Annotated in this window: 14 protein-coding genes and 2 tRNA genes; 6 read left to right on the top strand and 10 right to left on the bottom strand. The window is 39.7% G+C overall.

Translation table 11 applies throughout. The features are described from left to right. Window positions 1-55: 55 nt before the first annotated feature. Window positions 56-568, top strand: coding sequence for a flavin reductase family protein (locus U9O96_05845; protein MEA2054619.1), 513 nt, complete (start codon window positions 56-58; stop codon window positions 566-568). A 12-nt stretch (window positions 569-580) separates the two neighbouring features. Here U9O96_05845 and U9O96_05840 read toward each other — a convergent pair whose 3' ends face one another. From U9O96_05840 to U9O96_05795, 10 genes are all read right to left on the bottom strand, one after another. Further along, on the bottom strand, window positions 581-2143 hold the full coding sequence (locus U9O96_05840) for a helicase-related protein (GenBank protein MEA2054618.1): 1563 nt from the start codon (window positions 2141-2143) through the stop codon (window positions 581-583). Further along, window positions 2143-3096 carry a replication factor C small subunit gene (locus U9O96_05835; GenBank protein MEA2054617.1) on the bottom strand — a complete coding sequence of 318 codons (954 nt, stop codon included), beginning with the start codon at window positions 3094-3096 and terminating at the stop codon, window positions 2143-2145. The genes U9O96_05840 and U9O96_05835 overlap by 1 nt, the downstream gene beginning before the upstream one ends. Continuing rightward, the gene (locus U9O96_05830; GenBank protein MEA2054616.1) at window positions 3093-3392 is read right to left on the bottom strand and encodes an MTH1187 family thiamine-binding protein; all 300 of its coding nucleotides are present in this window, start codon (window positions 3390-3392) and stop codon (window positions 3093-3095) included. The genes U9O96_05835 and U9O96_05830 overlap by 4 nt, the downstream gene beginning before the upstream one ends. A gap of 92 nt (window positions 3393-3484) precedes the next feature. Continuing rightward, complete coding sequence (locus U9O96_05825; GenBank protein ID MEA2054615.1) at window positions 3485-4099, bottom strand: DUF1614 domain-containing protein; 615 nt, start codon at window positions 4097-4099, stop codon at window positions 3485-3487. Further along, window positions 4096-4725 (bottom strand): HAD-IB family phosphatase, encoded by a 630-nt coding sequence (locus tag U9O96_05820; GenBank protein MEA2054614.1) that lies wholly within the window; start codon window positions 4723-4725, stop codon window positions 4096-4098. The genes U9O96_05825 and U9O96_05820 overlap by 4 nt, the downstream gene beginning before the upstream one ends. A 52-nt stretch (window positions 4726-4777) precedes the next feature. After that, window positions 4778-4851, bottom strand: a tRNA-Val gene (locus tag U9O96_05815). Between the two features lie 30 nt (window positions 4852-4881). Further along, window positions 4882-5511, bottom strand: coding sequence for a hypothetical protein (locus tag U9O96_05810; protein MEA2054613.1), 630 nt, complete (start codon window positions 5509-5511; stop codon window positions 4882-4884). After that, entirely contained in the window at window positions 5508-6677 is a 1170-nt protein-coding gene (gene hutI, locus U9O96_05805; GenBank protein ID MEA2054612.1) for an imidazolonepropionase, read from the bottom strand. Before hutI ends, U9O96_05810 begins: the two co-directional genes overlap by 4 nt. Window positions 6678-6857: 180 nt before the next feature. Continuing rightward, on the bottom strand, window positions 6858-8180 hold the full coding sequence (locus U9O96_05800) for a radical SAM protein (protein ID MEA2054611.1): 1323 nt from the start codon (window positions 8178-8180) through the stop codon (window positions 6858-6860). Between the two features lie 62 nt (window positions 8181-8242). Then, window positions 8243-9343, bottom strand: coding sequence for a hypothetical protein (locus U9O96_05795; protein ID MEA2054610.1), 1101 nt, complete (start codon window positions 9341-9343; stop codon window positions 8243-8245). A gap of 128 nt (window positions 9344-9471) precedes the next feature. Here U9O96_05795 and U9O96_05790 point away from each other — a divergent pair, with 128 nt between their 5' ends. From U9O96_05790 to U9O96_05770, 5 genes are all read left to right on the top strand, one after another. Continuing rightward, complete coding sequence (locus tag U9O96_05790) at window positions 9472-11262, top strand: PINc/VapC family ATPase (protein MEA2054609.1); 1791 nt, start codon at window positions 9472-9474, stop codon at window positions 11260-11262. A 4-nt stretch (window positions 11263-11266) separates the two neighbouring features. Continuing rightward, window positions 11267-11671, top strand: a complete 405-nt coding sequence (locus U9O96_05785; protein ID MEA2054608.1) for an NUDIX domain-containing protein — start codon at window positions 11267-11269, stop codon at window positions 11669-11671. Between the two features lie 357 nt (window positions 11672-12028). Beyond that, a complete protein-coding gene (locus tag U9O96_05780) occupies window positions 12029-12826 on the top strand; it encodes a winged helix-turn-helix domain-containing protein (GenBank protein ID MEA2054607.1) in 798 nt (265 codons plus the stop codon). Beyond that, the gene (locus tag U9O96_05775) at window positions 12780-13694 is read left to right on the top strand and encodes a UbiA family prenyltransferase (GenBank protein MEA2054606.1); all 915 of its coding nucleotides are present in this window, start codon (window positions 12780-12782) and stop codon (window positions 13692-13694) included. Before U9O96_05780 ends, U9O96_05775 begins: the two co-directional genes overlap by 47 nt. Window positions 13695-13733: 39 nt before the next feature. Continuing rightward, window positions 13734-13823 (top strand) — tRNA-His (locus U9O96_05770). Window positions 13824-13957: the final 134 nt, after the last annotated feature.

The raw sequence follows: 13957 nt of genomic DNA, 5'->3' as shown, positions 1-13957 counted from the left end.
CACCGATACCCTGGCTGTTAAAAAACTATAAATTTTTAATATCAGGAAGAGCATTATAATCATGTATCATCTGCTGTATCCATTGAGGACATTTCTGATTGTGAGCGGGGAAGAGGAAACAGATGTGATGGCCGCAGACTGGGTCATTCCTATCTCCTGCCATCCTTTCATGGTGGGCGTGGCAATATCTGCGAAACGTTGCACACATAAGCTCATCAAGCAAAATGGCGAATTCGTCATAAGTGTGCCAACCCTTGAAATGTTAAAGGATGTATGGATTGCCGGTACAAGAAGCGGGCCGGGCAAGATAAAGGATATGGGTATAACACTAATCAAGTCAAAAAAGGTGAAAACAAAGAGCATAAAAGAGGCGGCTGCAAACCTGGAGTGCAGGGTTGTTGACGAAAGGGATTATGGAGACCATACATTTTTTACTGGAGAGGTGATCAATTTTACATATGACAGGAATACTTTCAGTGACGAAAAACCAAACAGGCAGGCCGACTTTCTTGCCCATCTGGCAATGAATGAGTTTGTCACATTTGGTAAAGAAACGCAAAGGATGTAAAATTCAAGGTATTCAGACAGCAAAGCTGTCAAGCATCGTCTGTCCTTCCCTGTCCATTTTGTGCATGGCTTTTTTTTTCTCCGCCCCTTCTAGCTCTTTCTTCAGTTTGTATATTTGCTGGTACATCTTTTTTTCTTTATTGATGCTACTCCAGTAATATGCTTCATCCCTCGACCCCTTCATTATCAAAATTATCACACTTCCTGGCAGGCCGTCACGAGCCGTCCTTCCTCTCCGCTGTATATAGCGTATGGCCGAGGGCACGGGCTCATAAAATAGAACAAGGGTTGTGGTGGGTATGTCTATTCCTTCTTCTCCTATACTTGTTGAAATTAAAACATTGAATTTTCCGTCACTGAAATCCTGAAGCGTTTTTTTCTGTTCTTCCTGGCTCATCCCTTTTGCCTGCCCTATGAATTTTTTTGCCCTTATCCCATCCATTTTTTCAAGTTCTGAAGTCAAAAAGTCAATAGTATCTCTGTATTCAGCAAATATCATAACCCTTCCGTTCCTGTTATTGTCAAAATGATTCCCGAGTATTTTTTTTGTCATATCCAGCTTGGGCTTTTTTCCATTTGAACTCAAAATATCTCTTCTTATCTGCCTGTATAGTTCGTTGCTCCTTATTTTTGCTGCGGATTTTGACCTGTCGATTTCTATTTTTTCTATATATTTTCCCGCTACTTCCGCACCCTGGCTTGTAAGCATATCCCTTAAATGAGAAAGCTTTATGGCGGCTGATACAATGCTTATTGCCGTGTACATCGTCCCGCCCCTGCTTTTCAAATTTTTCTGCATCCTGCGCTGAATGTCTATCAAAACCTTCCTACTCAATTTTTTTGAGGACAGATATCTTGCCTGTTTCGTATAATTTTTTAATTCCGAGATAAATTTATCCAGCATGCAGTCAATCTTTCTTGCTGCTCTTTTTACATCGTCGGGCATGTCGGTTACAACCCATTGCATCTTTCTTCTGGAGATATAGGGTATGACGTCCTCATCACCCTCTGTTCTCAGCTCAACGTGCTCTATACCTAGGTTTTCGGCCACTTCCTTCAGTTTTTTGTAATCACTTCCCGGGGATGCTGTCATGCCGAGTGTTTGTGTTTGCCTCCTTAGATAACGCCTTGCCACACCAACATACGCATAATTCCCAACAGCTCTGTGTGCCTCATCGAATATAATAAGACTGAAATCCCCTATGTTCATTCCCCTGTCGAGGTCGTTCTCTATCGTCTGCGGTGTTGCCACGATGACCCCAGCATTCTTATATATCTCCTTTCTTTTTTCTGGTGAAAAAAGTTCTCCCGTTACAAGCACGGCATTTTCGATGGTGGTGAATTTTTTTATGGATTTTGCATGTTGCTCGCACAACGGCTTCGTGGGTGCAAGAAAAAGAATTTTTCCTTTTTTCAATTTATGTGCAATGACCATTAAGGCTATTATGGTTTTTCCAAGGCCGGTAGGCAAAACGATCATGGAATTCCTATCCTTCACGGCCTCAAAAATATTTGACTGGTAGGCTCTCTTTTGTATCGTCTCCGTCCTTATGAAATCCATCTCCAAATAACTCATTACTTTCTCCCCAAAACAACCATATTTGCCAGCAGGGCCTCTATCTGAATGCGTTCATTGCTTCCCTCGACAATATGGAATTCCGCATCACCGATCTTTTCAACCATCACTGCCTTTGTTTTTTCCGGGATGGGCAGGTCGAACAATGCACTGTACATTCCTTTTATTATATCCTCGCCCGACAGCCCGTAATCGATGAGCATCTTATCAAGAATCTCTCTTGCAGCCATAAAATTTCCCCTGAGAGCGGTTTCCATCACCTTCTTTGCCTCCTCGGGTTTGGCAGTGGCCGTTGTCCTGTAAACAATTTCGGCATCTATCCTTTTTGAAAGAGTCGCAGAGGTTTGAAGAGCGTTTATTGCCTTACGCAGGTCTCCCCTCGCGACATACAGCAACGCTTTCATTCCATCTTCTGTAATTTTTAACCCCTCAATGTTGGCAATTTCTTCAAGATACTTTTTTATATCCTCCTCGCCTATGGTAGAAAACCGGAAAACAGCACACCTCGACTGTATCGGGTCTATTATCTTGGAGGAGTAATTACATGAAAGTATAAAACGGCATATGCGTGCGTATCTCTCCATCGTTCTCCTTAAAGCTGCCTGGGCATCTGGCGTTAATGAGTCTGCCTCATCCAGAAAAATAATCTTGAATGGAGCCTGACCGAGAGGGGCAGTCCTGGCGAAATTTTTTATTTTTCCTCTCACTATATCTATTCCCCTTTCATCGCTTGCATTTAACTCTTCAAAATTGTCATGCCAGCCCTCCCCGAATATTTCTCTTGCGAGGGCTATAGCGCATGTGGTTTTTCCTGTACCGGCAGGGCCTGCAAATAGCAGATGGGGAATGCCGCCGGAGTTGGCATACGCCTTCAGACTATCGACGATGCCCTGCTGCCCCACGACTTCATCTAGTTTTGAGGGACGATACTTTTCTATCCATAAGTCATTCATGCTTTTCCCTTTCCTATTGCCTTTAACTTTGATTCCATGGTCGCATCTTTATCGAGACGGTGGTCTATACTCAGGGCTATCTGAATGCGTTTCGCCCCCATTTTTACGATTGCATCATGAGCCTTCTCAACAGCATCAAATATGCTTTCCAGGTCTGGTGATTCTATGCATGTGGACATAGCCCCACTCTCGTATTTCAGCCCCGTCTTCTCCAGAGCTTTCAATGCTTCCCTGACATATTTGCTTACAGATGTACCTTCCGAGATTGGAAAAATTGCCAGTTCCGCAATTATCATAATGGGAAATATGTTTCATTAATAAATCTTTATCTCCCGATTGGCGAAAAGAGTTTTAAATCCTTTTGTTCAATGTCCTTCCATGTGCAAACCTATCTCTTTATTATAAACAATGAATCAACCAGCACTGCTATTATTCCCGCGAGGAAAACCATGTCAAATATCGCAGCTCCGCCGATAGAGGCCATCACAGTATTGGGTGTATACATCCTCAAAATTTCCGGGAGATGAAAAAAATCTGCGCCTATCAATACTCCCAGCGTGCCCGTTACATAGGCAAGAGGGGCAGCCTCCTTCGGTCTTTTATATGATGTCATCAAAGAAAAAATGCTTGCCACTACAGGGGGAAGAAGCCAGAATGGAAATGAAGATGTAACCCCTTTGCTGCTCACTTCCGTGATATTATACGTAAAAAACGAGACAATCAGTATCCCTATTATCGCTTTTCCCATAAACTCTTTTTTCATTATCAAGTAAATGCTTATAATAATTGGAATTGCCGCCCCTCCTATATTTATGGCAATTATCCAGTTGTTATAGGTAAAGAGAGGAAGATCCACGAGACCAAATATGATGGAGCCGAAGACGATGAAACTCCCCTCCAACCGCGAAAACCCGACTTCAACAAAGGCAATATGGACTATGGAATACAGTATGTAAAAAAATAGCCCTATGAGAAACAAAACCAGCAGGCCAAATGTTATCATTCTATAACATAAGGCAAGATAAGAGATAAGTTTTTTCCTTTTATGACGACATCCGCATGTCTTATTACCTCATCATCACAAGGATTGAACGCTATGCCCATACCGCTCACCTCAAACATTTTTATGTCATACCTTGAGTTTCCAACCGATATTATCTCTTTCCTTTTAACGTGCAGTTTCTCCGCAAGTTTGGTAAGTGTCACATCCTTCCTTCTTGGAGAAACTCGCAATATCCCTTTTTCCATATCTCCGTCTATTCCATTCGCGGCAACGTGGTCTATTCCTGCATCCCTGGCGATTCTTCTTGCAAGAATATCCAGACCGCCAGAGACAATCGCCGTGATTATGCCTTCTGCCTTTAATTTCCCTATACATTCATGGATACCTTTCATTACAGGTATGCTCTCAAAAATCTTCTCAATATCATGCAGAAATTTCCCCTTGCTTTTCCACAATGCAATGTCTCTATTCATAAATTCATTGCTTCCTATCTCGCCATTAAGATATGCCTCCGCTGTCTTCCGGTTATCCGTTCCAAAGCATTTGTGGATATAACTCCACGAGCTTTCCATATCTACCAGAACCCCGTCCATATCGAATGCAACCATTCTGTAAACATCAACCATTTTCGTCTAAATGACAGGAAAGATATATAAAAATAACGCAGTGATGAAAAAGTGGGCTCTCTGGGATTTGAACCCAGGACCTCCGCCATGTCAAGGCGACGTCATAACCAGCTAGACCAAGAGCCCATTTAATGGATAAGAATATGGTTGCATTTTTTAAAGTTTCTCCATTCTCGCTCCTTTGACTGCTTCCTTAATTAAAGCCTGAAAATCCATTTTTTTTTCTTCCTTATATATCCTGTCCAAACCTGCCCATGTTGACGGTTTCCTTGGGACAAGAAGGCATGGAGCTGCCTTTTTTATTGAAATTTCATACGTCCCTATCCTCTTTGCGATCTTGATTATTTCTTCTTTATCAAGTCCTATAAGTGGCCTGACAACGGGCATTTCCACGCTTTCTTCGAGAACCATTAAATTTTGAAGTGTCTGGGATGCAACCTGGCCAAGGTTTTCTCCAGTTGCAATCATATCTGCCTTTTTTTTCCTTCCAATTTTTTCTGCAATCCTATACATCATTCTCTTGCATATGATACAACGGTATCTTTCCTCGCAGTGTTCGTATATCTCTTTTTGTATGATTCCCCCAAACGGAACGATATATACTATTATCTCTTTATTGATGTCGTGTGCCAGATGCCTCACTATATCAATAACCTTCTGCTCTTCTTCCCTGCCTCCAAAAGGCTCGTTGTTCATATGGAGGGCTATGCATTCCATTCTTTTTGCCATTATATAAAAGGCTACGGGGGAGTCTATTCCTCCCGAAAGAAGAGAAATGGCCTTCATACAATTTCTCCGTTTTTTATTACTCTCTCCACCATATTAACCCCAAAATGATATGGAATAAAAACATGGGATGGGGCATTTATCACTATCAGATCAGCTTTTTTCCCTTTCTCTATGCTTCCTATTTCTCTCTCTATTCCTATCGCTTTCGCGGAATTTATTGTTGCACCTTCTATCGCTTCTCTCGGTGTCATCCCCATTTTAAAGCATGCAAGTTGAATGACAAATTGCATGTTCTCTGTCCAGCAATTGGGGTTCAGGTCGGTTGCCAGCGCCACCTTCACACCTTCCTTAATCATCCCTCTTGCATCGGCATATTCGCTCTGCATCAATGAAAACGGAACCGAGGGTAGAAGAACCGCCGTAATACCGGCTTTTGCCATGGCTCTCATTCCTTCCCTAGATGTCATGAGAAGATGGTCGGCGCTCACAGCCTTCAACTCTGCTGCAAGTTCAGCTCCACCATATGAAGAAAATTCATCTGCATGTACTTTTGGTATCATTCCATATCTCTTCCCAGCATGCAATATCTTTCTTGCCTCTTCTATAGTAAAATAGCCATTTTCACAGAAAACATCGCAAAATATGGCAAGTTTTTTCTCTGCAACCAGCGGGATCATTTCATTTATGACGAGGCTGACATATTCATCTTTTTCCATTTCAGGCGGGATGGCATGCGCCCCGAGAAAAGTAGGGATTATGTCAATGACATGTTTTTCATTAAGCTCGCTTATAACTTCCAGTATTTTCATCTCGTTTTTGGTATCGAGCCCGTACCCGCTTTTTACCTCCGCTGTCGTAGTCCCATGCTCCAGCATTTTGTCAAGCCTTTTCTTTGATTCTAAAAAAAGCTCATTTAATGAAGCTTCTCTTGTCTTTTTTACGGTATAGTTTATGCCACCTCCGCATGAAGCAATCTCTTCATAGTTTGCCCCATTCAGTTTCATTTCGAGTTCGAATTCACGCGAGCCTGCAAAAACAGCATGGGTATGGCAGTCGACAAATCCCGGTAAAATAGTCTTTCCTCTTGCATCAATTATGTCTGCATCATGCCCATCCAGATTTTTTCCGATTTTTTTAATCCTTCCGTTTTCAACCAGGATAGAAGAATTTTTTTGTACTCTGCCCGGCAAAAAAATCTCGGCCGCATCTTTTATGAGAAGCATGATAATGAAAGAAAAGATGGTTTAAAGGTTTATCCCGCTAATTTGGCTATAGGATGGCTTTTTATACACCAATCTATGTAAAGCTAAAACCTGCCGTTTATGGCAAGCATTACTTCTCATAAAAAAACACTTTTTGGATATTTAAATGAATAAAATAATTGCCAATTTATTTTTTTTGCATTAAAACAAGTGTTTAAAGAGGTTGATGCCACCCCTAATAAGAGAAAAATCTTTCTTCTTCACCATATTTCTTATCTGGTTATTCAGATACCGTGGGGTTAAACAAAAGGTACTATAGGCTCTTTTTTGCCATCTCTCTAACTCTTTTAATGGGAGTTTTCCTAGACCTCTCGTTGCGTCACTCATTACCCTGTATTCATCTCTACGTATTTTTCCGTTTTCTACCGCTTCTTTCCATATTTGAGATCCAGCTGAATATTCAAGTATGGAAAACAAAGCAAAGTCTAATTGTAGAGAAGAAGCAAATTGAATAGTATTCCTTATGTGCTGTTCGTTTTCTATAGGAGCACCTATGATAAAATTCCCTATAGTAAAAAAGCCAGTTTTTTTACTGAGGTCAACTGCATATCCTATTTGATCTAAAGTTGTCTTTTTATTATAAAAATCTAATATATCTTGATTCCCAGACTCTATGCCAAAAGCAATTGTTGTCACACCTGCTTTCTTCATCTTTTCATATGTTTCTTTATTTGCCGAGTCTACACGTGCACCTTGTACAAATATCTCGAGCTTAAATCCTTTTTCAATAATCGAATCGAATATTCTATTCGCTCTTTTTCTATTTGCAAGGAAATTATCATCTGCAATGATTACAGAGTTATATCCATCCATATATATATCTTCTAATTCTTCTACTACGTTCTCCGCAGATCTTGTCCTATATTTCTCCATCCCTGTTATTTCTCTGCTACAAAATCTGCATGTGCATGGGCACCCTCTACTTGTAATTGTAGATGTGCATTTCCCTTTAAAAAATTTAAAACCAAACAGATATCCATACTCATATTTTTCAACAAGATGACGAGAAGGAAAAGGTATCTCGTCTAAGTTTTTGATTATGTTTGCGCCTTTCGTTCCCTTTATATTGCCATTTTTATCTTTATAGAAAACACCAGGGATCATTGGCTTCGATCCTTTTTCTAATGCATCCAAAATCATAGATATGATCCCTTCTCCTTCACCATTTACGCTTACATCTACATTAATTTTCCGAATCACGTCTTTTGGATATAGGGAACAATGGGGTCCGCCAATGATTATTGGAATATATGGGTCGATCTCTTTAATAAATGAGCACAGCCTAAATGCATTACGAAGTGAGAAACTCGGTATGGAAACTCCCACAACATCGACCTCAGTCAGAATATTTTCTAGTGCTTCCTTTTTTGTTCCTCTATAACGCAAATCAAAAATTTCTACGTTATCTCCACGATTTTCAAGTGCTCTTGCGAGATAGCATATGCCAAGCGGTGGAGCAAACATAAAAGATCTGCCGCCTTTTGATAGAGGTACGCCATCTTCAGGTGGATAAAATAGAGCTACCTTCATGATAACTCACTTAATTTCAAATTTAAAAAATTTAATGTCTTCTTTATCTCTCTCCTTTTAATCAATCTAGCCTCTAATAGCATCTTCCCAATAGAAAAGATTAGATGCCATTTCCATCTTTTGGCTTTTCCTTCCCGAATAAGAGTACTATAATTAGGTAAGGCAGGATTATATCCATTCTTTTTGATATCAAGATAAAGTGTTAACCACTGGAGACTACAGTTAGTAAGAAGCGGCGTTAAGACGTCTATTAATCTTTTCTTTCTAAGAAAACTTTCAATCTCCTCTACATTGGGGTAATGAATGACATGATATGGGACTAAAACCCTGGGATAGTTGTCCAGTTTATAATTTGAAGGATCCCAGAAATAACTACGATCTTTTTCTGTAAAGTCTTCTAAAAGCAGTTCCTTTGGAACTCTGTTTTTAATTAATTTCTCTCCTGGAATTTCATAAAAATATTTGTTCACTTGATCCGGTGAATATCCAAATACAATGAGGGGAATATCTTTTTCTACTGCTATCTTTGAGGTTGCACTGTGAAACAATTCACTGCATCTACTGCATACTGTATCCATGTGACCATAATTATCAGGATGTTTGATTAAATGTGTGTACAGCTTCCTGTAGAACTCGGATGAAGGTTTTAAAAATATATGATATACACCAAGAGAGTTAACTGCTGTGGCAATATTCTCTTTGGCATATCTAGAGAGTAACCCGTTATCAACGGTCTTTGTCAGGCAACTTAGATGATGCCTTTCTTTCACGAGCCATAGAAGGTAAATGCTATCTTTTCCTCCACTTACGCCAATGACACAGTCGTAATGTTTTCCTTTAGAAGTTCTGACTGTTCTTTCAAAATCTTTTCTTAATTCTTCTTTCTTCTTGATTTTTCTATTAATATCAACTGGTATTTTAGAATCTTGTTCTCCTCTGCAGTAATTATATATCCCTCTTTTATCAAATTGTACATTTGGATAATTTTCCGATATTAGACATCTCTTACATCTTGTCTGGAACATATTTATCGCTATATAAAACCTGTTTTTCTTCGATATTCCTGAAATTTTGTAACGTCTCATTTTTTCTGGCAAGGTGACTATGAATTTTTATCTATCAGAAAAACTTACGATTCAGCAGTAAAAACTACCACGTTACGATTTTGTAGGAATATCTTTCCACCAATAGTTTTATATCCTTTGGTTGTTTGAGCGACGAGAAAATGAAAATAGTTCCAGACACCTCTGTAATCGTCGATGGAAGGATAACAAATCTAATCAGGGCGGGTGAGCTTAAAGGTGCCGACATATTGATACCGGAGGCAGTTATAGCAGAATTAGAGCATCAGGCAAATGAAGGATTTGAAAGCGGTATCAGTGGACTAGACGAAATAGTTCAGTTGCAGAGTTTCCATAAGGAAGGGAAAATAAATCTTCATTTTGTCGGCGACCGTCCTTCTCCCGAGCAAATATCACACGCTGGTGAAATAGATGCAGCAATAAGGAAAATTTCCGAGGAAAGCAGGGCAATTCTTTTTACCTCAGATAGGCTCCAGGCCCACGTAGCAGAGGCAAAAGGTCTTAAGGTATATTACATCCGCCCGGAACAGGAAATTAAAGAACTGCAAATAGAGAAATATTTCGACGAGAATATCATGAGCATTCACCTGAGGGAGGATTGTTTTCCTTTCGCAAAAAGAGGCAAACCCGGCGATTTTAAAATTATAACTGCTGGAAAAAAGAAATTAAAAGAGAAAGATATGGAAATGATGAGCAAGGAAATAATAGAAGCAGCTAAGAGAGAAAAGAACAGTTTTATAGAAATTGAAAGGAAAGGTGCTACCGTTGTACAGTTGGGGGCGATGAGGGTGGTAATAGCCCGCCCCCCTTTTTCAGACAGATTTGAAATAACGGCAACACGCCCCATCATAAAATTATCGCTTGATGACTACAATCTTGATGAAAAAACTAAGGGTAGGCTGGGGGGTTACCGGAGGGGCATAATAATCTCAGGTCCTCCAGGCTCCGGCAAATCAACATTTGCACAGGCGATAGCGGAATACCTCAAGGACGGAGGGGCGATTGTGAAAACCATGGAAAATCCCAGGGATTTGCAGGTCGGGGATGAAATAACCCAGTATGCACCTCTCGAAAGTAACATGGAACTGACATCTGATATTCTGCTTCTGGTAAGACCTGATTTTGTTATATACGACGAGGTGAGAAAAAGCGAGGATTTCAGGATATTTGCGGATATGAGGCTCGCAGGCATCGGGCTTATCGGCGTAACGCACGCAAATCGCGCCATAGATGCAGTGCAACGCCTGATCGGAAGAGTTGAGCTGGGCATGATTCCGCAGGTTGCCGATACCATCATTCACATTAAGGGGGGAGAAATTGAGCAGATACTTGAAATGGAATTTATGGTCAAACTTCCATCGGGCATGGAAGATGCTGACCTGGCTCGCCCCGTCATACTTGTGAGGGACTTCCATACAAAGAAAGAGTTGTACGAAATATATTCCTATGGGGAGCAGGTTGTGGTGATGTCCGTCAGCGAAAAAAAATCGAAAAATTCTGTTGAAAAACTCGCTGAGATGCAGCTTCGTTCCATAATAGAGAGGTATGTCGATGGTGCGGTTAATGTCGAGGTGAAATCGGACAGATCAGCGGTTGTGTATGTCGAGGAGAGGAGTATCCCTCACATAATAGGGAAGGCGGGCAAGACCATATCAAAAATAGAAGATGAGGCCGGTATGAAATTAAACGTGCAGCCAATGGCATCATCATCTGAAATAATCCCTTCCGTACTTAAAAGAAAAAATTATATCGTGCTGAAGGTGAGTGAAATATATGGGAACAGAGAAGCGGATGTAATCATTAACGGGAAAACAATTCTTTCTGGTAATCTTTCCCAGCAGGGAAGTATAAAAATAAACAGGAAAAGCAGGCACGGAAAAGAAATCATAGATGCCATCGCTTCAAACGACAGATTGGTAATGAAAATACGGTGATAGGATGCCGGATGTGGTAACATGTATCATCCTTTTTAGGGGAAAAATGCTTTTACTAAAGAGAAGTAATAAAGTAGGGACACATAAGGGGAAATGGGCTTGTATTTCTGGTTATGTGGAAGAAGGAGACGACATTCTGGAAAGGGCATTAAGTGAGGTAGAAGAAGAAATAGGATTGTCCCAGAATGAAATTAAGTTGCAGGAGGAAGGGAAACCCATCAAATTTTTTGATGAGATTGAAGAAAAAACGTGGACGGTCCATCCTTTTCTTTTTAAGTCAAATACAGATAAAATAGAAATAGACTGGGAGCATGTCGGCTATGTATGGATAACTCCTTCAGAGATAGAAAAGTATGATACGGTCCCAAAATTGAAGGAAGTTGTAAACTCCTTTATTCCATGGCAATAACTTTTATTTCTACCACCCACTTTGCCCACAACTTGGATGAGGTTATTGAACCATATTCGTTAACATAGGCAATTCTTAAAGGTCCATCATCAAAATCATAGTTGCCATTCTCAGAGTATGCAAGAAGAGATCACCTAATTAATGCAAGAGCAGGAGAAATTGAATAGAGCGGTGTTGGCATAGGTCTGGCAATTAGTGGAACAATATGGCGGAAATATTTTCTGTTTTTACCGTACTTCATTAGGGAGTAGTTGTGCTCTCAGGACAATTTTGTTAACAGTTCATAATAAATATAACTTCGAACATTATAAATACTAGGAAACAATATTGAAATACATGGGGAGGATAGACTATTCCATGTATGAAGAGGTAGGGCACCTCTTAAAGTTGATAACCTATTCGGGTTTGAGGGCAAAAATGATGATGAGTCTGATGGAAGGTCCAAAGACGTCAGGGCAACTAAGGGATGAAATTGGAGTAAGTTCACCAAATGTTATTCATGCTGCAAGAGAGCTCGAAAAAGAGAAGTTGTTGATAGGGAAAGAAGATGGGTATCATCTCACGTCTATCGGGAATGTCATTTCTTCAAAATTATTAGATATGGTAAGTACAATGGCTGTTCTTGAAAAAAATAAAGATTTTTGGCTGGCACATGACATGCAGGGCATACCAAAAGAATTTTTGGACAGAATTGATGAATTGGGGGAAGCAGAAATAATAAAATCCACACCAACGAATGTAATAAAAGGTTTCACTTACTATTTTCAACTGGTTAGAAACGCAAAAAAGGTCATGGGTGTTTCTCCTATATTACATCCGCGTTTTCCACCGATTATAGAGAAGATCGTTACAAGGGGAGTGGATGTTAAATTAATATTAACAGAAGAAATATTTGAGATAGGAAAGAAAAAATACCATCGTCTTTTCCAAGAATTAATTAATAAAGAAAACTTTCAAGTGTGGATAAGCGAAGATCCAATTAAAGTTGCATTCACTGTTACAGATTCCCTTCTCTCATTCGCTTTATTTAATTTAGATGGCACTTTCGATTCAAGTAACGATTTGGTAAGTAAAAACAAAGGGGCGATAAATTGGGGTAGAGAGCTATTTGAACATTACAGGAAGAGGGCACATAAAATTAGAGAGGGAACTTGAAAGGGCTATCATAGTCGGAAGGAAGGTTATTTCCTTCCTTGTGTCGAGTTCTCTCTTTGTAGCCTTAGCTCTTTTCTCGGTTGTATATTTTTCCTTCTCGTCTTTAGGGATATCCCCGGATTTGCCCTTATTATTTGCTTCCTTCCTTGTTACCTTCAGTCTATATAGTATAAATAAAGTAACAGATAAAGAGGAAGATAGGTTTAATAGTCCTGAGAGGGGTAAATTTGTAGGCGATAGGGAGAATTCACTCATCGTTTTATCTGTTATTGCCTATGCTGTTGCTTTACTTGTGGGAATTTTTTCGGGAAAAATTCTGGCAGTCATTGCCTTAATCAATCCTTTTTTGGTAGCAATATCATACAGTACTAAAATTACTCCTAATCTCCCAAGATTGAAAGATATTTTTATTGTAAAAAGTTTGTCAGTGACAATAGGCCTTGTTTCTTCGACATCTCTCCTTGCTTATATTTACTTCCAAAATCCATATATTATCTTATTCTGGGTATATTTCCTTTCTATAAAGTTGTTTATCAACGCTGTCCTCTTTGATGTGAGGGATGTATCTGGTGATAAAAAATTTGAAATAAAAACAATACCTGCTGTTTTAGGTATTAAAAAGACAAGAAATCTTCTTTTCTTTTTGAATTCTCTTCTTATACCCTGGATTGGCATATCTTTATATTTGAATCTGTTTGTTCCCGCTCTTCCAATTCTTATATTTTGTATTTTTTATGGATACTGGTATATTCTTCGCTTCTGTAACCCAGAAAAAAAATTTTCATTATCATACGATTTGCTCGTGGATGGGGAATGGATAATTCTCTGTATTATGTTTGTTTTTCTTCAGCATTTTGTGTATCTATGAGGAAATAATAAAATATGGAAATGTATTACCCTTATTATGGCCTGGGTAGTGTAGCGGTAACATAGGGGACTGTGGATCCCCTGTCTCGGGTTCAAAATCGCATTGCGGATGAAAATCCCGGCCCGGGCCTCTTTTTGCATTTCATATGATAAAACAGCCAATCCCCATAAAATAAATTTTAAAAGGGGCGGGGGGAGAGGCGGCATTTCAACCACCTGGAGTAGAGAGCTAATCTTTTCCTCCCCCCAGTTTGCTATCCTTTT

This window comes from Candidatus Thermoplasmatota archaeon (assembly GCA_034660695.1).
In the GTDB taxonomy this organism is placed as follows: Archaea; Thermoplasmatota; E2; order UBA202; family DSCA01; genus JAYEJS01.
The sequence above is the reverse complement of the archived record's forward strand: the minus strand, read 5'-3'. Positions and strand labels throughout refer to the sequence as shown.